A 21,558-nucleotide genomic window follows, 5' to 3' on the forward strand; every position below is an offset into this window, starting at 1 on the left:
CGCAGCCGCTTCAGGCTGCGCTCGCAGGCAGCGATCGTGTCCCTGCGCGACGCGTTTTCCGGCAGCACTTTGCTGACAAGGAACAGCCCGTCGCGGCGGCCGGCGATCGCCTCGCCCACGATCTCTTCCGCCTCGCCGTCACCGTACATCTCGGCGGTGTCGATCAGCGTTGCGCCGAGATCGAGGCCGAGCTTGAGGGCGGCGACTTCGTCGGCGCGCACCTTCTCGCTCTCGCCCATCATCCAGGTGCCGAGCCCGAAGACCGGGATCGGCTCGCCGGAGGGAAGGGCTGTATTCGGAAGTGCCACGAAAAGCCCTAGTGCCCCTTCGCGTCCACCGGCGGTGTTCCGTGGGTATGGAACGACTCGATGGTCTTGAGGCCCCAGGCCTGGCCCTTCTTGCGCTCCTCCTCGGTCCACACGATCGGCTTCCAATCGGGAGCGAGGATCAGACGCGCACCGGCATTGGCGACTTCAACGCGATTGCCGCCCGGCTCGTAGACATAGAGGAAGAACGTCTGCTGGATCGCATGCTTGTGCGGTCCGGTTTCGATATGCACGCCGTTCTCAAGGAAGATGTCGGCGGCGCGCAGGATCTCCTCGCGCGTGTCGATCGCGTAGGTGATGTGGTGGAAGCGGCCCTTCGTGCCCGTGTGGTCGCGGGTATAGGCGAAGTCGTAGCTCTTGTTGGTTGCGGTCAACCAGATCGCGGCTTCGGTGCCGTCATTCAGGATGATGGTCTCGGTCAGGCGGAAGCCGAGATAGTTCTCGTAGAATTCGCGGTTCGCCTTGATGTCGACAGCGAGGCCATTCCAGTGGTCGAGACGGCGCACGTTGCAGCCGCGCGCGGGGAATCGCTGGGCCTGGTTCTTCAGCGCCGGCTTCTTGTCCGGCGGCGCCTGGTACCACTCGGTCTCGTAATACAGCTCGACGACGTGATCGTCGGGGTCCTTGCAGACAAAGGTCTTGCCGTGGCCGACATCGCCGTCGGTCCAGCCGATGTCAAACCCGGAACCCTTCAGCGCGGCGGCGCGGCGCTCCAGCGCCTGCGGCGAGCGGCAGCGATAGGCGACGTGCTTCAGCCCCGAGGTCTTCGACGCCGTCAGCTTCAGTGAATAGAGCTCGTAATCGTCCCACGCGCGCAGATAGACGCTGTCGCCTTTCTCGGCCGCTTGCGTCATGCCCAACACGTTGATGAAGAAATCGCGGCTCTCCTCGAACTTGGGAGTCAGCAGTTCGAGGTGGGCAAGGTGGGCGATGTCGAGAATAGGCTCTTTGATCATTTCAGGCTCGCAGGCGTTCAGATTTCGGCCAGCGACCTAACATGCGGGGCGCCGCGCGTCGATAACGGAAATGAAGGCCGCCGAAGGGGCTGGCCTTATGGTTCGAGACGCCGCTGGCGCGGTCTTTCGGAGGCCGGACCGATACAGGCGATTGCCGGACGACTTTGCCTTCAAGAAGTGCACGGCCTTCAGCAGCACGAACTCGATGCCACCGGCCTTATTGGGATCCCGGATGGACGAGACGGGCGCCGGATGCTCCCGCTGGACGACGGCGATTGCGCCCAGGCCGTGGCATCCCGAGTACGTTGCAAATGTGTGATCTCTCGACACTCGCGTGACGACCTCGTGACGCTTCGCGGACAGTGCACACCGCAAATTTTTCGCGACTCACACACGCGTGAGCAAAGTCGCGCTTCTGACATTGTCTCGACACTGTGACGTCGTGTGATTCCCCTACACGCCGCCTGCGAACGGAACGACGGCCGTTTCGTTTTAGAGCCGTTATCGGTTGAGGAGGGTGCTTATGGTGATCTACCTCAAGGCAGCCGGGGGTGCGCTGGCGATCATGATGGCTTCGGGCATGATCGCGGACTTCGATCTTTCGGTCTGGGATAACGACATCTATGTCACCGTCTGGTCGGCCGACGATCAGCCGGATGCGAAGTTGCGCAAGCACGTTGCGGCCCTGCTGCCCAACGCAATCGACGAAAGCCGCGTCTTTGTGAACCGGGACGGCGTTATCAGCGTGTAGCGCGGCTAGTGCGCGCGCCGTTCGAAAACCAACAGCATATTGTTCGCCGGCATGGGCTCGATCTCCGCGAGCAGGAGACCGTGTTCGTGTCCTGCTGCCTGAATGTCGGCGATGTCGCGCACGCCCCAGTCCGGGTTGCGGGCGCGCAGTGAGGCGTCGAACGCCTCGTTGGTCGGCGCGGTATGCTGGCCGTCCTGCTTGAACGGTCCGTAGATAAACAGGAGCCCGCCCGGATGCAGTCGCTGCGATGCACCCCACATCAGGCCGCGCGTCGTCCGCCACGGCGAGATGTGCAGCACGTTGGCGCAGAAGATTGCGGTGAGGTCGCTCAGCGTCGCTGAATCGGCCTCGTTCAGCCCCCATTCCAGCGCGCACAGGTCGAGCCGCCTCGCTTCTTCGACATTCTGGACATGCGCATGCTGCCGCCAGGCGTCGATGCTTGTGAGATTGCGCTCGTCGTAATCGGTCGGCCACCAGATGAGGTGAGGCGACCGTTTCGCGAACTCGATCACATGCTGGCCGGAGCCGCTTCCGACTTCGAGGACATTGCCCTGGCGATCTTTCAGATAGCCGGACAGCTCGGCCCAGATCGGCTCCCAGTTACGATGAAATGACGGCGCGTCGAGACGAAGATCGCCTACCGCGATGGGGTCGATCGGATTCTGTGACGGGCTGACGCTCATGGGTCCTATTTGTAGACATTCCAGGCTGGCTGGATCAAATAGAGTCCCACCGGTTGCAACAGGAACCATCCAGTATGCCGATCGTTCTTCTGGCCGCGCATATTCTCGCCGCCATGTTCTGGGTCGGCGGGATGGCCTTCGCCTATATGATCCTGCGTCCTGCCGCCGGCGCCCTCGATGCGCCCGCGCGCCTCACGCTGTGGCGCGATGTATTCGGTCGCTTTCTGCCATGGGTTGGCGTCTCGATCGTGGCGCTGCTGATCTCAGGCTATGCCTTGATGTTCATGGTCTATGGCGGCTTCCGTGCGCCGCTCTTCGTCCACGTCATGCAGGGTACCGGCATCTTGATGATGCTGATCTATCTGCACCTGTTCTTTGCGCCGTGGGGGCGTCTGCAGAGATTCGTTCAGGCGGCCGACTGGCCGAACGCAGGCAAGCAGCTCGCGATGATCCGCAAGCTGGTCGCGATCAACCTGGTGCTCGGTGTCGTTACCGTGCTGGTCGGTTCGACCGGACGCTATTGGGGAATGTAGCGCGAGGAAAGAGCCTGCGGAAAACGCGAAGCGTGCTACGCGTCTTCCGGATTGTCGACGTAGACCAGCCCGGCTTTCTCGAGCGCGGGGCGCATGTTGTACATGTCGAGGCCAAGAATGCCGGACGCGAGCTTTTCGCGCTTGGCGATTTCGTCGGCTTCGCGCTTCTGGCCCTTGGCGGCGACTTCGCCCGCGAGCTTGCGCGGGATCACCACCACGCCATCGTCATCGGCAACGATCGCATCGCCCGGCGTCACATTCACGCCGGCGCAGACCACCGGAATGTTGACCGCACCGAGCGTCGCCTTGACCGTGCCCTTGGCCGAGATCGCCTTCGACCAGACCGGGAAGCCCATCTCCTTCAGCGTCGCGACGTCGCGGCAGCCGGCATCGATGATGAGCCCCTGAACGCCGCGAGCCTTTGCCGAGGTCGCGAGCAGGTCGCCGAACATGCCGTCGGTGTTGTCGGCGGTGCAACCAACCACCAGGACATCACCCGGTTTGCACTGCTCGATTGCGACATGGATCATCCAGTTATCGCCCGGCTGCGCCATGATGGTGACGGCGGGGCCGCAGATTGCGGCGCCCGGCCAGATCGGCCGCATGTAGGGCTTCATCAGGCCGGAACGGCCAAGCGCTTCGTGCGAGGTCGATACGCCAAGGCCCGCGAGAATCCTGCAAGCATCGGCATCAGCGCGCTGAATGTTGCGAACGACCACAGTCTTCATGTCGATGCTTCCTTGGCTCAGCCGAGCGTATCGGTGACGACGCGCGGGAACAGCGTCTGATAGGCCTCGCCGTAGGTCATCGGGATGCCAGTGTTGCGCGAGCCCTGGATGCCGCGGTTGAGCGCCACGCGCTCGTAATAGTGCCAAAGGTGCTTCTGTGCCGCGAGGATCTGGAACGCCTTGTACTTGGTCTCCCAGACGTCATCGATCTTGAGAATCAGATCCGGCTTGAAGTCGCATTGTTCGGGCTGATGCGGCTCGAACAGGTAAACCGGCGGCGCGGAATATTGGTACTTGGCGCCCGGCTTGTGGCCCATGGCCTGCGCGACCACGCGGGTCTCCTGCGCAAAGTGTGCGGCATTCGGATGGTCGAAATTGTAGGGGTCTTTCAGTGCGTGCGTGAGCACGAAAGCCGGATTGGTTTCGCGGTAGATGTCGACCATGCGGTCGAAATGCGCTTCCGTCAGCTTGAGCGGATAGTCGCCGCAATCGAAGAATTCGATTTCGGCGCCGAGCAGGGCGGCTGCGCGCTCGGCCTCGTCCTTGCGGCCGGCCTTCACGCTTTCCAGCGTCGCGCCTGCTTCCTTCCACGCAAACTGGCTCTCGCCGCGCTCGCCGAAGCTCATGCAGACGATCTTCATGCGATAGCCCAGCTTCGCATGGTGCGCGATCGCGCCGCCCGCGCGCCAAACAAAATCGCCCGGGTGAGCAGTAATCACGAGTCCGGTCTTCTGGGCCATGCGTATTTCTCCGGCGGTCAAATCCGCGGCGGATTTGCAACATCCGCAGCGAGGATTCAAGCCTGACTTGGAAGGCTCTATCTGTTCTTCTGCTTGATCGCTTCGGCGCGCTTTGCCAGCGCGTCGGCTTCTGCATCACGGCCGAGCGTACGGTAAAGCTCTGCAAGGTTGTGCATCGTATTGATGAGTTGCGGGTTGTTCGGCCCGAAGGACTTTTCCCGGATTGCAAGGGCGCGTTTTGCCAGCGGCTCGGCGTCGACCGGCCTTCCCATCTCTTGATAGAGCACGGCCAGATTGTTGAGCGATGTCGCGACGCCCGGATGGTCCGGCCCGAGCGCCTTCTCATACATCGCGAGCACGCGTTTGAAATATGGCTCGGAATCGCTGTGCCGGCCCTGGTCGCGATAGAACGCGGCAATCGTATTGAGCGTCTGCGCGACAGCCGGATGATCCTGGCCGAATGCCTTCTCGCGAATTGCAAGCGAGCGTTGAAACAGCGGCTCGACCTCGTCGATGCGGTTCTGCACCCAATAGGTCATCGCCAGTTCCTGCAGCGCCGTCGCGACGTCCGGATGGTCGGGGCCGAACGCCTTCTCGCTGATCGTCTGTGCGCGCTTGAACAGCGGTTCGGCTTCGGTGAGTCGCCCGGTGGTCCGGTACAATTCGCCGAGCGTGACGAGCGTGATTGCCACGTGCGGATGGCCGGGTCCGTAGGCCTTTTCGCGGATTGCGAGCGCGCGCTGATAAAGCGGCTCTGCGTCACGCTGACGTCCGGCTTCCTGATAGAGCGCGGCGAGACCGCCGGCGGTTGCGGCGACCGCCGGGTGGTCCGCTCCGTGCGCCTTTTCGTTGATCGCGAGCGCGCGTTTGAACAGGAGTTCGGCTTCGTCCCTGCGACCCGTCGCCCGATAGAGGATGGCGAGGTTCTCGGCCGTGACCGCGACGTCGGCATGATCGGCGCCGAGCGCCTTTTGCCGGATTGCGAGCGCGCGCAGATAGAGTGCCTCCGCTTCTTTCGTACGGCCAAGCTGCTGGTTCAGGAGGCCGACATAGGTCAGCGCCGATCCGACGTCCGGATGGTCGGGCCCGCGCTGCTTCTCAAGGAGCGCAAGCGCCTGCTGAGCGATCGGAAGCGCTTCCGCAGCCTTTCCCGACTGCGAGAGCTCCGCCGCGCGGCTCATCATGACGACCGGGTCGGAGGCATTTTGCGCAGCGGCGGGTGCTGCGGCAATCATCATCGCGGCGACGCAGGCCGCCAATCGGAGGATCGGTCGCTCAGGCATCAGGTTGTCTTTCGTCGTTCCGGCAGCGGTCTTATCCCGCGGCGGCGGACCTCGCATCAGAAACTCCGCCGAAACGGCGCCGCGATTGTCTAAAAGTTAGGCAATAAATCCAGTTTCTAGTCACGGACCGCAACTCTGCTCATTTTCAAGGCGGCAAAAGCGGTCTTTTCCGGTTCTGACTCAATGTCTTGAACCAGTTTCAGAGATTGGCACGCCCTTTGCGATCTCTGCTGCGGCGCGGGATGCCGGGCTCCCTGGCGTGCGCGTGAAGCAGAGGAAACAACATGATTCATCCCACTCGTGCGGTCGCTCCGCGACCGATTGCCCGCCGCTGGCTTTTGGCCTCGGCCGCGGGCCTCGCGCTGTCCTTGGCGGCCGCATTGCCCGTCAAGGCGCAGGAAACGATCAAAGTCGGCATTTTGCATTCGCTCTCGGGCACCATGGCGATCAGCGAGACCACGCTGAAAGACGTGATGCTGATGTTGATCGAGGAGCAGAACAAGAAGGGCGGTCTGCTCGGCAAGAAGCTTGAAGCGGTGGTTGTGGACCCGGCGTCCAACTGGCCGCTGTTCGCCGAAAAGGCGCGCGAGCTGATCACCAAGGAAAAGGTTGCCGCGGTGTTTGGCTGCTGGACCTCGGTGTCGCGCAAGTCCGTGCTGCCGGTCTTCAAGGAGCTGAACTCGATCCTGTTCTACCCCGTGCAGTACGAGGGCGAGGAGAGCGAGCGCAACGTGTTCTACACCGGTGCTGCTCCCAACCAGCAGGCGATTCCGGCCGTCGATTACCTGATGAAGGAAGAGAAGGTGCAGCGCTGGGTGCTGGAAGGCACCGACTACGTTTATCCGCGCACCACCAACAAGATCCTCGAGGCCTATCTGAAGTCCAAGGGCGTCAAGGACGAGGACATCTCGATCAACTACACGCCGTTCGGTCACTCCGACTGGCAGACCCGAGTGGCCGACATCGTGAAGTTCGGCTCCGCCGGCAAGAAGACCGCCGTGGTGTCCACCATCAACGGAGACGCCAACGTTCCGTTCTACAAGGAGCTCGGCAATCGCGGCGTGAAGGCGAAGGACATTCCGGTCGTCGCGTTCTCGGTCGGTGAAGAAGAACTCGCCGGTATCGACACCAAGCCGCTGGTCGGCCATCTCGCCGCCTGGAACTACTTCGAATCGATCGACACGCCGGCGAACAAGGAATTCATCGCGAAGTGGAAAGCCTTCACGAAGAATCCGAAGCGCGTCTCCAATGACCCGATGGAAGCTCACGTCGTTGGCTTCGCGATGTGGGTCGAGGCCGTGAAGAAGGCCGGCACCACCGATCCTGACAAGGTGATCGACGCGCTGCCGGGCACCAAGGCTCCGAACCTCACTGGCGGCATCTCCGAGATGCTCCCGAACCACCACATCACCAAGCCCGTGTTCATCGGCGAAGTAAAGGCCGACGGCCAGTTCGACGTGGTGTGGAAGACCGATGGTCTCGTCCCCGGCGCCGCCTGGTCGCCGCATCTGGAAGGCTCGAAGGATCTCGAAGCCGACTGGGTGACGCTGAAGTGCGGCAACTACAACAAGGTCACCAAGAAGTGCGGCGGTCAGGGTTCCTGATCTCCAGCGTCTGACAACACTGGAGGCGGCGCATGTCGGCGCCGCCTCCTCACGTATCACCTCCATGCCGGGACCATGTGAGATGACATCATTCTGCGCAAAGACGCGCACTTGTCTGGTCGCGGGCGTGCTGGCGCTTGCGCTTCTGCTCGCAGCGCAGCCCGCGTTCAGCCAGACACTCGACGATGCGCTTGCGAAATTTGCCGCGGGCTCTTTCGGTCAGACGGAAGAGGGGATCGCCGGCGTCGCCGCGTCGGGATCGCCGCGCGCGATTGCAATCATCGAAGCCCTGCAGTCCGGACGGCTTTTCTTCGATCCGGCGAGCAAGAAAGTCTTTATTCGGCAGGGCGCTGGTGTCGTGGATGCTGCGACCGGCGCTGCCGTCGATCCGGCGCCTTCCAACCTTACCGAAGTGCGCGTTATCAATCGCATCCGCCGCGCCATCGATGCGGCGCTCGGCAGCCTCACGCTCATGTCGCCGGACCCGCGCCAGCGGCTGGCGTCGGCGCAAGCGGTGTTCAAGTCGCGCGAGGCAGCCGCGCTGCCCGCGCTCGACGCTGCGATCGCCAAGGAAACCGGTTCGCACATCAAGCGCGTGATGACAGAAGCGCGCGCAGCCATCATCCTCTTCAAGGAGGATGCGTCCGAGACCGAGAAGATCGATGCCATCGGCGTGGTCCGTGCGCGCGGAGATCAGGACGCGCTCGCTTTGCTGTCCGGTCTGCCTGCGAACACGCCCGGCAGCGTGAAGACCATGGCGCAAGACGCGATCGCATCAATCCAGAGCCAGCTCGCGTTTTGGGATGTCCTCCAGAATGCCTGGTACGGACTCTCGCTCGGTTCGGTCCTGCTGCTTGCCGCCATCGGCCTTGCCATCACCTTTGGAGTGATGGGCGTCATCAACATGGCGCACGGCGAGATGGTGATGATCGGAGCCTATGTCACGTTCGTGGTGCAGGAGCTGATCCGCGTCCACAATCCGGCGCTGTTCGATTACTCGCTCGCGATAGCAATTCCCCTCGCATTTCTGCTGGCTGGCGCCGTCGGTATTGTGATCGAGCGGACCGTGATCCAGTGGCTCTATGGCCGCGCGCTCGACACGCTACTCGCGACATGGGGCATATCGCTGATCCTGCAGCAGGCGACGCGAACGATCTTCGGCCCGACCAACCGGGAAGTTGGCAATCCGTCCTGGATGAGCGGAGCGTTCGAACTCGGCCAACTCACCATCACCTATAACCGCATGTGGATCATCGTGTTCACGCTTGCGGTGTTCTTCGGCCTTCTGGGCATCCTGCGCTTCACCCGCATCGGCCTCGAGATGCGCGCCGTGACGCAGAACCGTCGCATGGCGGCGTCGATGGGCATCAAAACCGCCAATGTCGACATGCTGACCTTCGGTCTCGGCTCCGGCATCGCCGGTCTCGCCGGCGTGGCGCTCTCGCAGATCGACAACGTCTCGCCCAATCTCGGACAGGGATACGTCATCGACTCGTTCATGGTCGTGGTGTTCGGCGGCGTCGGAAATCTCTGGGGAACGCTGGTCGGAGCCTTCTCGCTCGGTATCGCCAACAAGTTCCTCGAGCCTTATGCGGGTGCGGTGGTCGCGAAGATCGCGATCCTCGTGCTCATAATCCTGTTCATCCAAAAGCGCCCGCGCGGCCTGTTCGCGCTGAAGGGCCGGGCGGTGGAGGCGTGATGACCAATTGTCGAAGCGCCGGGGTTCACCGATGAACGGCGGTCCCATCATCCGGACACTCGACCGCCAGTCGATCGTGTTCCTCACCATCCTGTCCGCGGTCGCAATCCTCGTGCCGCTGTCCAACCTTTTGCTGCCGGCTACGCATCCGCTGCACGTCCCGACATATGCGGTGGCGCTGTTCGGGAAATACATCTGCTACGCATTGCTCGCGCTCTCGATCGATCTGATCTGGGGCTATTGCGGCATCCTCTCGCTCGGTCACGGTGCGTTCTTCGCGCTCGGCGGCTATGCGATGGGAATGTATCTGATGCGGCAGATCGGAGATCGGGGCGTCTATGCCAATCCGATCCTGCCGGACTTCATGGTGTTCCTGAACTGGAAGGAACTGCCGTTCTTCTGGTACGGCTTCCAGTCATTCCCCTATGCCTTGCTGATGGTGTTCCTCGCGCCCGGTGCGCTGGCCTTCCTGTTCGGATGGTTCGCATTCCGCTCGCGCGTCACGGGCGTTTATCTCTCGATCATCACGCAGGCACTGACCTTTGCGTTGATGCTGGCCTTCTTCCGCAACAATTTCGGCTTTGGCGGCAATAACGGTCTGACGGACTTCAAGGACATCCTTGGCTTCAACGTCCAGGCACAATCGACGCGGGCGGCGCTGTTCGCGATCTCATGCGCCTCGCTGGGCATCTGCTTCATCATTTGCCGCAAGCTCGTGACCTCGAAATTCGGCAAGGTGCTGGTTGCGATCCGCGATGCGGAATCGCGGACGCGGTTCCTCGGTTACCGCGTCGAGAATTACAAGCTGTTCGTGTGGATCGTCTCGGCCTGCATGGCCGGTCTTGCGGGCGCGCTCTATGTGCCGCAGGTCGGGATCATCAATCCGAGCGAGTTCGCGCCAGCCAACTCGATAGAGGCGGTGCTGTGGGTCGCGGTCGGAGGGCGGGGAACGCTGACCGGCGCTGTGCTCGGCGCATTGCTGGTCAACTATGCGAAGACAACCTTCACCACGGGCGCGCTCGCACCGTACTGGCTGTTCCTCCTGGGCGGGCTCTTTGTGATCGTCACGCTATTTCTGCCGCGGGGGATCGTGGGAACCATCTCGCATTGGTGGGGCGCGCGGCAGGAGCGGCGCGCGGCCGCGGGGGGCGGTGAGCCCATCGCCGCCGCTTCACCGAAGCCTGCGGAGTGACGCCGATGGACACCAAGACAACTTCCGCGCTTCTGTATCTCAACGGCATCTCGGTGTCTTTCGATGGTTTCAAGGCGCTGAACAATCTGTCGCTGACGATCGACCCCGGGGAAATGCGCGCGATTATCGGGCCGAATGGCGCCGGCAAGACTACGATGATGGACGTCATCACTGGCAAGACCCGGCCGGACGAGGGCTCCGCCTTATTCGAGGGTGAAGCCGATCTCACCGCGCTCGACGAGACCGAGATTGCGCGGCGGGGGATCGGACGGAAATTCCAGAAGCCCACCGTGTTCGAGATGCACACGGTAGAAGACAACATCCTGCTGGCACTCAGCATGGACAAGAGCGCGCGGGCGGGCATCCGCTGGCGCGCGAATGCGGGCGACACGAGCCGCATCGACAAGATCCTCGATACCATCAGACTGAACCACGCCCGCTGGCGGCTCGCCGGTTCGCTGTCGCACGGCCAGAAGCAATGGCTGGAGATCGGCATGTTGCTCGCGCAGGAACCGAAGCTGATGCTTGTCGACGAGCCGGTGGCCGGCATGACCGACGCCGAAACCATGCAGACCGCCGCGCTCCTGAAGGAGATCAATCAGGAGAAGAGCGTCATCGTGGTCGAGCACGACATGCATTTCGTGCGCGAGCTCGGCGTCAAGGTGACGTGCCTGCACGAAGGCTCGGTGCTGGCCGAAGGCTCGATCGATCAGGTCTCGACCAACGATCGCGTGGTCGAGGTGTATCTGGGGCGGTGATGATCAGAAGGCTGCCGCAAGCTCTGTTCTTACCTCTCCCCCGAGGGGAGAGGGAAAGGAAATGCCATGCTCGATGTGAAATCCATCGACCTTCACTATGGCGCGGCGCAGGCGTTGCGCGGCGTCTCGCTGGTCGCCAAGGCGGGTGAGGTCACCTGCGTGCTCGGCCGCAACGGCGTCGGCAAGACCAGCCTTTTGCGCGCCATTGTCGGGCAGCAACCGGTCAGCAAGGGCATGATCGACCTGGATGGCAATTCGATCAACGGGCTGAAGCCCTATCAGCGCGCGCGCTCGGGCATCGCTTTCGTGCCGCAAGGCCGCGAGATCTTCCCGCTGCTGACGGTCGAGGAAAATCTGAAGACCGGTTTCGCACCGCTGAAGCGCGATGAACGCGTGATTCCCGACGACGTGTTCTCGCTGTTTCCGGTGTTGAACAACATGCTCCGCCGGCGTGGCGGCGACCTTTCGGGCGGTCAGCAGCAGCAGCTTGCCATCGGCCGGGCGCTCGTCATGCAGCCGCGTCTGCTATTGCTGGACGAGCCGACCGAGGGCATCCAGCCTTCGATCATCAAGGATATCGGCCGCGCGATCTCTTATCTGCGTGGTCTCGGCAATATGGCTATCGTGCTGGTCGAGCAATATTACGACTTCGCGCGGGAGCTCGGTGACCGCTTCGTTGCCATGGACCGCGGGTCGGTGGTCTATTCATCCGGCAAGGACGATCTGGACGAGCCGGCATTGCGGCGCGCACTGGCGCTGTAATTCCAGGTTTCGTCCGAACCGTGCTAGACAGATGGCATGAGCCCTGCGAGTGCAGCAATCGACACGGCGTCCATCTTCGCCCGCAACCGCGCGCGCGGACTCATCGACCTTTCAGTCATCGAACGTGACGGCCGCACCCGCCGGCGACGGCTGGTCGAGGAAGGTTCTCTCCGTATTCGTCTGCCTGATGTCAGCGGAGTGGAAAGCGAGGCGGTGATCCTCAACACAGCGGGCGGCATCGCCGGCGGCGACGATTTCTCGATCGCGATCGACGCGGGGCAGAGCGCGCAGCTTGCCGTCATCAGCGCGGCGGCCGAGAAGGTCTATCGCGCGATGGAGGAGCCCTCGCGCATCGCGGTGCGGCTTTCGGCGGCAAAGGGCGCGCTGCTGCGCTGGCTGCCGCAGGAAACCATCCTGTTCGATGGCGCCAGGCTGCATCGCTCGATCGAGGTCGATGTTGCGGAAGGCGGCGCCCTGGTTATGGCGGAATCGACGGTGTTCGGCCGATCGGCAATGGACGAGACCGTGCGTTCCGGGGCGTTGGTGGACCGATGGCGAATCCGGTGTGGCGGAAAGCTCGTATTCGCCGACACGCTGCGCATCGGCGGCGATATCGCGGCGTTGCTGGCGCGACCGGCAGCCGCTGCCGGGGCGGCGGCCGTTGCGACCGTTGTGATCGCGCCTGCGGATGAGGCGACCGCGGAAAAGGCGAGGGCCTGTTTCTCCGGCTTCGTCAGTGAGGCGGGCGCCTCGGCCTGGAACGGAATTGCCGTCATTCGTCTGTGTGGGAAAGATGCCGCGGCCTTGCGGCGCGAACTCATTTCGATACTCAATCATCTCTGCGGCGCGCTGCCGCGACTTTGGACCAATTGAGGACGGACGATGTTTCTGACACCGCGCGAGAAAGACAAGCTGCTGATCTCGATGGCGGCGATGGTTGCGCGGCGAAGGCTTGAGCGCGGTGTAAAGCTCAATCATCCGGAGGCTGTGGCTCTCATCACGGACTTCATCGTCGAAGGCGCGCGTGACGGAAAGACCGTCGCGGAATTGATGCGGGATGGTGCCCACGTGCTGAAACGCGATCAGGTCATGGACGGCATCGCCGACATGATCCACGACATTCAGGTTGAGGCGACCTTCCCTGACGGGACCAAGCTTGTAACCGTGCACGAGCCCATTCGATGAGGAGGGGGACAATGCGTTTGATGCCGGGTGCCTTGTTGACGGCGTTGCTGCCGCTGCAACTGTCTCTTGCGTACGCGCATGATGCAATGGACAGTCTGCCGCCGGCCGAACGCGACGCCTGGATCGAGACCGGAGCGCGCGTTCATGGCGGGTTCGGCTCGCTGATCGCTCTGGGCATTCGCATCGGTCACGATTCCCTGCATGCGCTGAAGGCCAAGCCGCGGGAGGTCGACGTGACCTATTACAGCGCGGCCGAAGCACCGTGCCCGTGTGTCGTGGATGGCATCATGGTCGCGACCGCAGCATCCCCGGGACAGAATTCATTACGCGTATCTCCGGATCGTCCGGGTCCGGGCGAGTTTGGCAAGGTCGTGATCAGGAACAAGACCAGCGGCGAAAGCGTCGAGTACGTGATCCCGTTGACGGCGGGGCCCACCTTTCGCGACGTGAACAAGCTTCCGGTTATCGCGCGCTGGGATGCCATCATGAAGGCGCCGGCAGAGACGCTGTACGTTCGCTCTGAACGCAAATCACAATAACGCTGACAGTCGGAGAATAGCTGTGACGAAAATTATCCTGCCGGCCTTTACCTGGCTCGCGCTTCTGACGTTGCCGGCGCTCGCGCATCCAGGACACGGATCTCCGGAAGGGTTCCTTTCGGGCTTCCATCATCCCTTCGCGGGCGCCGACCACGTGCTGGCGATGGTTGCCGTAGGACTTTGGGCCGCAATCCGGGGCGGCTCGGCGCTGTGGCTTTGGCCGGCAGCGTTTGTCGCGGCGATGATGGGAGGCTTTGCGCTGGCCGTACAGGGTGTCGCGCTCCCGCTCTATGAACCAATGATCCTTGCGTCGCTGGTCGGGCTTGGGCTCGCGATCATGCTTGCCATCCGCATGCCGCTTGCGGCGGGCGCCGCGATGATCGGTCTGTTCGGTCTGTTCCACGGCTACGCGCATGGCATCGAGATCGTTGGGTCTGCGCTGCCATTTGCCCTGGGCTTCGCAGTCGCCAGCATCATTCTTCATGTCATCGGTCTTGCAGTCGGCGCCCTTGCGCAAGGAGTACGGATGATCACGCTGTTGCGCGCCTCCGGCGCCGCGATCGCCTTGGCCGGAATCCTGCTGCCGTCGCTGGAGCTTTTCAAATGACGCCGGGTGAAATCCTCGTCAAGCACGGCGAGATCGAACTGAATGCTGGTCGCAAGACCGCGACGCTTACGGTCGCGAACACCGGAGACAGGCCGATCCAGGTCGGCTCGCATTATCATTTCTTCGAGACGAATCCGGCACTGAAATTCGATCGCAAGAAAGCGCGCGGCATGCGGCTTGATATCGCGGCTGGCACTGCAGTGCGGTTCGAGCCCGGCCAGACGCGTGACGTGCAGCTTGTCGCGTTCGCGGGCAAGCGGATGGTCTACGGCTTTCGCGGCGACGTGATGGGGAAGCTGTGACAGCGCGCGATCGATACGCGATGACGATCCCGCAAAAACATAACGGGCGAGCTTGCGCCCGCCCGTCACGTTCCGTGCCGCCGCTACCGCGGCAAGGAGCCGTGACCATCCGGCTCACGGATACGACGCTTGTAGCAGCCTTCGCTTCCACACCGTTCAGTCCCGGAGATGTTCGCGTCCAGCCCAAGCCGTCATGAACATCTGTCATCGAGACTAGCGCGCGACGGATCGAACGCAATGAAAACGACGATACACACAGCCCTTGGGGATAAGACCGGGGACTAAATTTGAGACGAGCCGGAAATTGCATGCCGGCAAAGCAGGTTGAGCGGATGTTTGGAGCGGCCGCAAAGCGGATCGAGATTGGTATCGTGCTGCAGGGCGGCGGCGCGCTCGGTGCTTATGAATGCGGTGGCGTTTGTGCGTTGCTCGAATTGATGGATGAAGCGGAAGCCGCAGGACGCTGCCCCACATTGCGCGCTGTGAGTGGTGTGTCAATCGGTGCGATCAATGCAGCGTGTGTGGTCGGTTCTCACGATCGCAAGGACGCTCGGCGTCGTCTGAACGGCTTGTGGGATGATCTTACGTTGAGCGCGCCGGACTTCTGGCCGAAGGAGGCGCAGCGCGACCTCTCGCTGTTCGGTCTTCCGGGATTTTATCTGCCGCGCTTCGACCTGGTCGGCTTCGGCACCTGGACCGCTTACTACAACACGCGCCCGCTGCTTCGGACGCTGAACCGGCATGTCGACTTCGCGGCCATCAATCGCAGCGAGACGACCCTCGTGATTACGGCGGTGAATGTCGAGAGCGGCGAGTTGAAGCGCTTCTGCAATCACAGGCTCGGTTCGGACGATCCCAGCCACATCACGCCCAAGCATGTGATGGCGAGCGGCAGCTTGCCGCCGCAATTTCCGTGGACCGAGATTGACAGGCAGTTCTACTGGGACGGCGGTCTCGTCGACAATGCGCCGCTGGGAGACGCGATCGATGCGTTTTCCAGCGACGCCGATGTCGAGCGCGTGCTGGTCGTGCTCAACCTCTATCCGCTCCGCGCGCGCAGGCCGCGTTCGCTCGCCGATGTCGAGGACCGGATGCACGAATTGAGCTTCGGCAATCACATGCGGCAGGACCGCAAGGCGGCCGAGCGCGTCAACGACCTGATCGAAACCATCGAACAGCTGGCTGCGCGCGTTCCGCCGGGCGAGATCAGCGCCGAGCTGCATACGCGCATTGAGCGCGCGCGGCGGTGCAAGGCGATCCATATCGTCGATGTTGACGTGCAGAGCGTCCAGGACAGGGGCGGCGCGATAGGCGATCAGCATGAGTCCGATGGTCAATACGGGCTGCGGGACTTCTCGCGCGCGACCGTGCACCGCCGGCGGGAGGAGGGCTACCGCATCGCCCGCACCTGCCTGTCGCCGATCTTTGCAAGCCTTGGATCCGGTCCGGGAGCCGAACCGGAGCTCGCGTCACGCCAACAGCCACAACCGACACATTAGGTCCGTCTGGAGCCGCCATGTCGACGAAAATCTCGCGCTACCTCTACGCCAACATGTTCGGTCCGACGACCGGCGACCGCGTGCGCCTCGCCGATACCGACATCATCATCGAGGTGGAGAAGGACTTCACCACCTACGGCGAGGAGGTGAAGTTCGGCGGCGGCAAGGTGATCCGCGACGGTATGGGACAGTCACAACTGACCAACCGGCAGGGCGCAGTCGACACCGTCATCACCAACGCGCTGATCTTCGATCACTGGGGGATCGTCAAGGCTGACGTCGGCCTGAAGGACGGCAAGGTCCATTCGATCGGCAAGGCCGGCAATCCGGATGTGCAGCCGAATGTCACGATCATCATCGGCCCCGGCACCGAGGTGATCGCAGGGGAGGGCAAGATCCTCACCGCCGGCGGGTTCGATACGCATATCCACTTCATCTGCCCGCAGCAGGTGGATGACGCGCTGATGTCGGGCGTGACCTCGCTGCTCGGCGGCGGCACTGGCCCCGCGCACGGCACCTTCGCCACCACCTGCACGCCGGGGCCCTGGCACATCGCCCGCATGATTCAGGCCGCCGATGCGTTCCCGGTCAATCTCGGCTTTGCTGGCAAGGGCAATGCCGCGCGTCCGGCCGCGCTGGAGGAGATGGTCAAGGGCGGCGCCTGCGCGCTCAAGCTGCACGAGGACTGGGGCACGACGCCGGCCGCGATCGATAATTGTCTCAGCGTCGCCGACGACCATGACGTCCAGGTGATGATCCATACCGACACGCTGAACGAAAGCGGCTTCGTCGAGGACACCATCAAGGCATTCAAGGGCCGCACCATCCATGCCTTCCATACCGAAGGTGCCGGCGGCGGCCATGCGCCCGACATCATGAAGGTCGCTGGCCTCAAGAATGTTCTGCCGTCATCGACCAATCCGACCCGCCCGTTCACCCGCAACACCATCGATGAGCATCTCGACATGCTGATGGTGTGCCATCATCTCGATCCGTCGCTCGCGGAGGACCTGTCTTTCGCGGAAAGCCGCATCCGCAAGGAGACGATTGCGGCGGAAGACATCCTGCACGACATCGGTGCGCTCTCGATGATGTCGTCCGACAGTCAGGCGATGGGCCGGCTTGGCGAAGTCATCATCCGGACCTGGCAGACCGCAGACAAGATGAAGCGGCAGCGTGGTCGGCTGAAGGAGGAAAAGGGCGACAACGACAATGTGCGGGCCAAGCGCTACATCGCGAAATACACGATCAACCCTGCAATCGCGCACGGGGTCTCGCATATCATCGGCTCGATCGAGAAGGGCAAGATGGCCGATCTCGTGCTCTGGTCGCCGGCCTTTTTCGGTGTGAAGCCGGACTGCATCATCAAGGGCGGCAGCATCGTCGCGGCGCAGATGGGCGATCCGAATGCCTCGATCCCGACGCCGCAGCCGGTCCACTACAGGCCGATGTTCGGCGCGTTCGGGCGTGCGCTCACGGCGTCATCGGTGGTGTTCACATCGAAGGCGGCCGTTCGTGCCGGGCTCGGCCGGAAACTCGGTATCCAGAAAGAACTGGTCGCGGTGAAGAACACGCGCGGCGGCATCTCCAAGAAGAGCATGGTCCATAACGGCGCAACGCCAAAGCTCGATATCGATGCCGAGACCTATGAGGTGAGGGCGGACGGTGAATTGCTGACCTGCGAGCCCGCCGATGTGCTGCCGATGGCGCAGCGCTACTTTTTGTTTTGATCTTTTCCCCTCTCCCTTTGAGGGAGAGGGTGCCCGAGCAAAGCAAGGGGTGGGTGAGGGGGGAGTGGATGGACGTTGACCCCTCACCCGGCTCGTGTTCGCTATTGCTTGCACTCGCCACCCTCCCCCTTGAGGGGAGAGGGTAAGAAAGAAGACATGCATCGCGTTTCCAGGATCATTCCCACGGGCGGATGGGACATCGCTTCGGCGGTCGACCGCGTCATCCTCGACGCGGATGACCGCCAGCGTCGACGTATCGTGCTGACCGGTGAGAGCGGCACGAAGCTGCTGCTCGATTTCGACAAGCCGGTCATGCTGCGCGACGGCGATGGTCTGGTGCTGGACGATGGTTCGGTGGTGTTGGTCAGCGGTCTGCCCGAGCCGCTGGCGGAGATAGCGGCGTCGTCGCCGCGCGACTTCGTGCGTCTCGCCTGGCATCTCGGCAACCGTCACACCGATGTGCAGATCGTCGGCGAACGCATCCGCATCCGGCGCGATCATGTGCTCGAGGACATGCTGCGCGGGCTTGGCGCGGCGGTGATCGCCATCGAAGCGCCGTTCGATCCGCAGGCGACGGTGCCGCACGCTCATGGGCACGGGCATGGCCACGCGCACCGTGATCATCCCCATCACCACCACCACGGTCATGATCATGACCGGTGAGAGGAGGAACTTGACCGGTGAGGGGAAGAACTTGCCGCTCGCGAAAACGGACGGCGAGCGAAGGCGCTCTTCTGTTTCCCTCCCCCCGCGAAGCGGTGGGGAGGGTCGACGCGAACGTAGCGAGCGTCGGGGTGGGGGGCCGGTTGATAGACCCACCGACCCCTCCCCACCATTCGCTTCGCGGGGGGAGGGAGGGGAGGACCGAGAGACCGCTACGCTCCCCTTGATCCCCGCCGGCAAAGGCAGTGAAACCGCCAACCTCTACCGCCTGATGGCCTGGCTCTCGCCGTCATTCCCGGTCGGTGCCTTTTCCTATTCGAGCGGCATCGAGTGGGCGGTGGAGGCGGGCGATATCGGCAACGCCGCGACGCTCACCGACTGGCTATCCGTGATGATGAGCGACGGCGCCGGCTTCTGCGATGGGGTGCTGCTCACGCATACGCACCGCGCGATTGTCGAAGGCAATACGGGCGCGTTGCACGACGTTGCTGAACTTGCGGCGGCCTTTTCGCCGTCAAAGGAGCGTCATCTCGAAACGACCGCACAGGGCCGCGCTTTCGTTGCCGCGGTGAGTGCGGCGTGGCCATGCGCTGCGGTCGATCTCCTTTGCAAGACCTTCGACGGACCGATCGCTTACCCGGTCGCGGTTGGAGCTGCGTGCGCCGGTCACGGCATTGCTGTCCAAACGGCATTGCCGGCCTTTCTACATGCGCTGTCGGCGAACTGGATTTCCGCAGGCGTGCGCCTGATCCCGCTCGGACAGACCGATGGCCAGCGCGTGCTGGCCGCGATGGAAAGCGTGATCGCAGCGACCGCGGCGCGCGCGCTGAAGGCGTCGCTCGACGACATCGGGGGAGCGGCCCTGCGTGCCGATCTCGCTTCGATGTGCCACGAAACACAATATACAAGATTGTTCAGGTCATGATCCGAAGGTGCAACATGAAAGCATGGGTTTTGGCCAGTGTCCTGGCCGTTCTCGGAACCGGAGCCGCAACGGCACAGGGCGGCGGCAGCTTGGGTCTCGACGACGTGCTGGAGGCGGTGAAGGCCGATCCCAAGCTGGTGGCGGAAATCAATGACGAACTGAACAAGAACGGCCTGAAGGTTGATGGCGTCGTCTGCACCGGCTTTCGGCACGCCAATCAATGGACTGAACTCTCCGGCGCGCGTGCCGCGCCATACGAATGTGATATCGGAAAACGGCAGATCGTCATCCGGGCGGATCGCATGTATTTCGACGCCGGCAAGCGCCCGATCGGCGACATGAAGCGAGCGAACCCGAAACGCGCGGACAGCTTCAAGGAAACGAATTTCCGCTGGACCTGGAAACCGGTGAAGTGAGCATGAGCAAGAATCCAAACGGCCCGCTGCGGGTCGGGGTCGGCGGTCCGGTCGGGTCGGGCAAGACCGCGCTGATGGACCTTCTGTGCAAGCGGCTGCGCGAGCGCTTCGACATCGCCGCGATCACGAACGACATCTACACCAAGTGGGATGCCGAATACCTCGTGCGGTCCGGTGCGCTCGCGCCTGAACGCATTGCGGGTGTCGAGACCGGCGGCTGTCCGCACACGGCGATCCGCGAGGATGCTTCCATCAACCTCGCCGCGGTCGCCGACATGCGCAAGCGCTTTCCGGATCTTGACCTCGTGCTGATCGAGTCAGGCGGCGATAATCTCGCAGCAACTTTTTCGCCGGAACTCGCCGACCTCACGATCTACGTGATCGACGTCGCCGCCGGCGACAAGATCCCCTCGAAAGGCGGCCCCGGCATCACGCGTTCGGATCTCCTCGTGATCAACAAGATTGATCTGGCACCCTATGTCGGCGCCTCGCTCGACGTGATGGATCGCGATGCAAGAAAGATGCGCGGACAGCGTCCGTTCGTGTTCGCCAACATGCGGGAAGGCAGGGGCGTGGACGAGATTGCCCGCTTCATCGAGGAGAAAGGTGGGCTGGGGCATTGAGTATCCTGGTCGTTCCGGGCGCGGCCTTCGGCCGCGAACCCGGAATCCATTGCCGGATGTGCAATTAATCGGAAAATGTGGTTATGGATTCCGGCTCTCGCTTTCGCCTGGCCGGAATGACGACCAAAGATCCCATCGCCACGCTTCTCAAGCAATTCCATGCGCGCAAGCCCGCGCGCATCTGGTCGCTGATCGTCACGCTTTACGGCGACGCGATCGTGCCGCGGGGCGGATCGCTTTGGATCGGTTCGCTGATCGAGATCATGGCGCTGTTCGGGATCGATGCCGGACATGTACGCACCGCCGTGTCGCGGCTGTCGTCCGATGGATGGCTTGCCAGCACCAAGCGCGGGCGCTCTAGCTATTACCGGCTGACGAAAGGCGGTGAATCCGAGTTCTTGCAGGCGACGCAACGCATCTATTCCGGCGTGCCGATCCAGCCGGGCGAGATGCAGGTCGTGGTCATCGCGCCATATGCCAGGGACCCGGCCGCGCTCCGGAGCGCATTGTCGGCTGCAGGCTATGCTGCGATCTCGCCCGTGATCCACGTTGGCCTCGATGCTCCGCCCGATCCTGTGGAGCGCGAGGGGATATTCGTCATGACTCCGCGGCCTGACGATCGTCGCGCGCTTGCGGCAAGCGCCTTCCGGCTGAATGACGTCTCACAGGGCTATCGCGATTTCATCGCTCAGTTCTCGCCGCTCGCCGATGCGCTGACGAACAAGCCCTTCGCGGAAGAGCACGCACTCATCGCTCGCACATTGCTGATCCACGATTTCCGGCGCGTCGTGCTGCGCGATCCCGGCCTGCCGCATGATCTATTGCCGGATGACTGGAGCGGGCAGGCGGCCCGAGCGCTCGCGGCCAAGATTTACGCGGCTCTTGTCGCGCCGTCCGAGCGGTTCCTGGACGACCGAGCCCGCGCTGAGGATGGGCTGTTGCCTCCGCCGGGGGACGGTTTCCACAGTCGATTTTCTAGTTAGATCAATCGATTGGCATTAGACGATCTTAATATTACAAAAAATATTGACGATCCAATATTTCGTAATATTAT

25 protein-coding genes are annotated in these 21,558 nt (G+C 62.7%); 19 read left to right on the top strand and 6 right to left on the bottom strand.

The features are described from left to right. Together VNZ93_RS00705 and VNZ93_RS00710 are read right to left on the bottom strand one after the other, a co-directional pair. Nucleotides 1-308 (bottom strand): aldo/keto reductase (locus tag VNZ93_RS00705; protein WP_325698623.1); only part of this gene is annotated, 308 nt, incomplete at its 3' end. A gap of 8 nt (nucleotides 309-316) precedes the next feature. Then, nucleotides 317-1,282: a catechol 2,3-dioxygenase gene (locus tag VNZ93_RS00710; RefSeq protein ID WP_325698626.1), complete on the bottom strand. Its 966-nt coding sequence runs from the start codon at nucleotides 1,280-1,282 to the stop codon at nucleotides 317-319. A 523-nt stretch (nucleotides 1,283-1,805) separates the two neighbouring features. Between VNZ93_RS00710 and VNZ93_RS00715 the strand changes: the two genes are divergently transcribed. Beyond that, a complete protein-coding gene (locus tag VNZ93_RS00715) occupies nucleotides 1,806-2,033 on the top strand; it encodes a hypothetical protein (RefSeq protein ID WP_325698629.1) in 228 nt (75 codons plus the stop codon). 5 nt (nucleotides 2,034-2,038) lie between these two features. On the opposite strand, the gene VNZ93_RS00720 is transcribed toward VNZ93_RS00715, so the two are convergent. Next, entirely contained in the window at nucleotides 2,039-2,716 is a 678-nt protein-coding gene (locus VNZ93_RS00720; protein ID WP_325698633.1) for a DUF938 domain-containing protein, read from the bottom strand. A 74-nt stretch (nucleotides 2,717-2,790) separates the two neighbouring features. On the opposite strand from VNZ93_RS00720, the gene VNZ93_RS00725 reads away from it, so the two are divergent. After that, nucleotides 2,791-3,249 carry a CopD family protein gene (locus VNZ93_RS00725; protein WP_325698637.1) on the top strand — a complete coding sequence of 153 codons (459 nt, stop codon included), beginning with the start codon at nucleotides 2,791-2,793 and terminating at the stop codon, nucleotides 3,247-3,249. A gap of 35 nt (nucleotides 3,250-3,284) precedes the next feature. On the opposite strand, the gene VNZ93_RS00730 is transcribed toward VNZ93_RS00725, so the two are convergent. The 3 genes from VNZ93_RS00730 to VNZ93_RS00740 all read right to left on the bottom strand — a co-directional run bounded on the left by VNZ93_RS00730 (nucleotide 3,285) and on the right by VNZ93_RS00740 (nucleotide 6,000). Continuing rightward, nucleotides 3,285-3,977, bottom strand: coding sequence for a 4-carboxy-4-hydroxy-2-oxoadipate aldolase/oxaloacetate decarboxylase (locus VNZ93_RS00730; protein ID WP_325698640.1), 693 nt, complete (start codon nucleotides 3,975-3,977; stop codon nucleotides 3,285-3,287). Nucleotides 3,978-3,994: 17 nt separating this feature from the next. Then, a complete protein-coding gene (locus VNZ93_RS00735; RefSeq protein WP_325698642.1) occupies nucleotides 3,995-4,717 on the bottom strand; it encodes a PIG-L deacetylase family protein in 723 nt (240 codons plus the stop codon). A gap of 77 nt (nucleotides 4,718-4,794) precedes the next feature. After that, nucleotides 4,795-6,000, bottom strand: a complete 1,206-nt coding sequence (locus VNZ93_RS00740) for a tetratricopeptide repeat protein (protein WP_325698644.1) — start codon at nucleotides 5,998-6,000, stop codon at nucleotides 4,795-4,797. A 284-nt stretch (nucleotides 6,001-6,284) separates the two neighbouring features. Between VNZ93_RS00740 and urtA the strand changes: the two genes are divergently transcribed. The 17 genes from urtA to VNZ93_RS00825 all read left to right on the top strand — a co-directional run bounded on the left by urtA (nucleotide 6,285) and on the right by VNZ93_RS00825 (nucleotide 21,487). Next, nucleotides 6,285-7,604 carry an urea ABC transporter substrate-binding protein gene (urtA, locus tag VNZ93_RS00745; protein ID WP_325698646.1) on the top strand — a complete coding sequence of 440 codons (1,320 nt, stop codon included), beginning with the start codon at nucleotides 6,285-6,287 and terminating at the stop codon, nucleotides 7,602-7,604. Between the two features lie 82 nt (nucleotides 7,605-7,686). Beyond that, nucleotides 7,687-9,303, top strand: a complete 1,617-nt coding sequence (urtB, locus tag VNZ93_RS00750; protein ID WP_325698649.1) for an urea ABC transporter permease subunit UrtB — start codon at nucleotides 7,687-7,689, stop codon at nucleotides 9,301-9,303. A gap of 31 nt (nucleotides 9,304-9,334) precedes the next feature. Next, nucleotides 9,335-10,495 carry an urea ABC transporter permease subunit UrtC gene (urtC, locus tag VNZ93_RS00755; RefSeq protein WP_325698651.1) on the top strand — a complete coding sequence of 387 codons (1,161 nt, stop codon included), beginning with the start codon at nucleotides 9,335-9,337 and terminating at the stop codon, nucleotides 10,493-10,495. After that, entirely contained in the window at nucleotides 10,492-11,253 is a 762-nt protein-coding gene (gene urtD, locus VNZ93_RS00760) for an urea ABC transporter ATP-binding protein UrtD (protein ID WP_325698654.1), read from the top strand. The genes urtC and urtD overlap by 4 nt, the downstream gene beginning before the upstream one ends. Nucleotides 11,254-11,319: 66 nt before the next feature. Continuing rightward, nucleotides 11,320-12,015: an urea ABC transporter ATP-binding subunit UrtE gene (gene urtE / locus VNZ93_RS00765; protein ID WP_325698657.1), complete on the top strand. Its 696-nt coding sequence runs from the start codon at nucleotides 11,320-11,322 to the stop codon at nucleotides 12,013-12,015. 36 nt (nucleotides 12,016-12,051) lie between these two features. Then, on the top strand, nucleotides 12,052-12,888 hold the full coding sequence (locus tag VNZ93_RS00770) for an urease accessory protein UreD (protein WP_325698660.1): 837 nt from the start codon (nucleotides 12,052-12,054) through the stop codon (nucleotides 12,886-12,888). Between the two features lie 9 nt (nucleotides 12,889-12,897). After that, the gene (locus tag VNZ93_RS00775) at nucleotides 12,898-13,200 is read left to right on the top strand and encodes an urease subunit gamma (protein ID WP_325698663.1); all 303 of its coding nucleotides are present in this window, start codon (nucleotides 12,898-12,900) and stop codon (nucleotides 13,198-13,200) included. An 11-nt stretch (nucleotides 13,201-13,211) separates the two neighbouring features. After that, nucleotides 13,212-13,739 (top strand): formylmethanofuran dehydrogenase subunit E family protein, encoded by a 528-nt coding sequence (locus VNZ93_RS00780; protein ID WP_325698666.1) that lies wholly within the window; start codon nucleotides 13,212-13,214, stop codon nucleotides 13,737-13,739. Between the two features lie 22 nt (nucleotides 13,740-13,761). After that, a complete protein-coding gene (locus tag VNZ93_RS00785) occupies nucleotides 13,762-14,346 on the top strand; it encodes a HupE/UreJ family protein (RefSeq protein WP_325698669.1) in 585 nt (194 codons plus the stop codon). Then, nucleotides 14,343-14,648, top strand: a complete 306-nt coding sequence (locus VNZ93_RS00790; protein ID WP_325698672.1) for an urease subunit beta — start codon at nucleotides 14,343-14,345, stop codon at nucleotides 14,646-14,648. The genes VNZ93_RS00785 and VNZ93_RS00790 overlap by 4 nt, the downstream gene beginning before the upstream one ends. 308 nt (nucleotides 14,649-14,956) lie before the next feature. Continuing rightward, nucleotides 14,957-16,147, top strand: a complete 1,191-nt coding sequence (locus VNZ93_RS00795; protein ID WP_325698675.1) for a patatin-like phospholipase family protein — start codon at nucleotides 14,957-14,959, stop codon at nucleotides 16,145-16,147. Nucleotides 16,148-16,164: 17 nt separating this feature from the next. Next, on the top strand, nucleotides 16,165-17,877 hold the full coding sequence (gene ureC, locus VNZ93_RS00800) for an urease subunit alpha (protein WP_325698678.1): 1,713 nt from the start codon (nucleotides 16,165-16,167) through the stop codon (nucleotides 17,875-17,877). Nucleotides 17,878-18,033: 156 nt separating this feature from the next. Beyond that, nucleotides 18,034-18,540 carry an urease accessory protein UreE gene (locus VNZ93_RS00805; RefSeq protein ID WP_325698681.1) on the top strand — a complete coding sequence of 169 codons (507 nt, stop codon included), beginning with the start codon at nucleotides 18,034-18,036 and terminating at the stop codon, nucleotides 18,538-18,540. Nucleotides 18,541-18,811: 271 nt separating this feature from the next. Further along, entirely contained in the window at nucleotides 18,812-19,465 is a 654-nt protein-coding gene (locus tag VNZ93_RS00810) for an urease accessory protein UreF (protein ID WP_325698738.1), read from the top strand. Nucleotides 19,466-19,479: 14 nt separating this feature from the next. Further along, nucleotides 19,480-19,881, top strand: coding sequence for a hypothetical protein (locus VNZ93_RS00815; protein WP_325698684.1), 402 nt, complete (start codon nucleotides 19,480-19,482; stop codon nucleotides 19,879-19,881). 2 nt (nucleotides 19,882-19,883) lie between these two features. Then, entirely contained in the window at nucleotides 19,884-20,504 is a 621-nt protein-coding gene (gene ureG / locus VNZ93_RS00820) for an urease accessory protein UreG (RefSeq protein WP_325698688.1), read from the top strand. An 83-nt stretch (nucleotides 20,505-20,587) separates the two neighbouring features. Next, nucleotides 20,588-21,487, top strand: a complete 900-nt coding sequence (locus VNZ93_RS00825) for a PaaX family transcriptional regulator C-terminal domain-containing protein (protein WP_325698691.1) — start codon at nucleotides 20,588-20,590, stop codon at nucleotides 21,485-21,487. The last annotated feature ends 71 nt before the right edge of the window (nucleotides 21,488-21,558 follow it).

It is taken from the genome of Pseudorhodoplanes sp., assembly GCF_035565795.1.
Classification (GTDB): Bacteria; Pseudomonadota; Alphaproteobacteria; order Rhizobiales; family Xanthobacteraceae; genus Pseudorhodoplanes.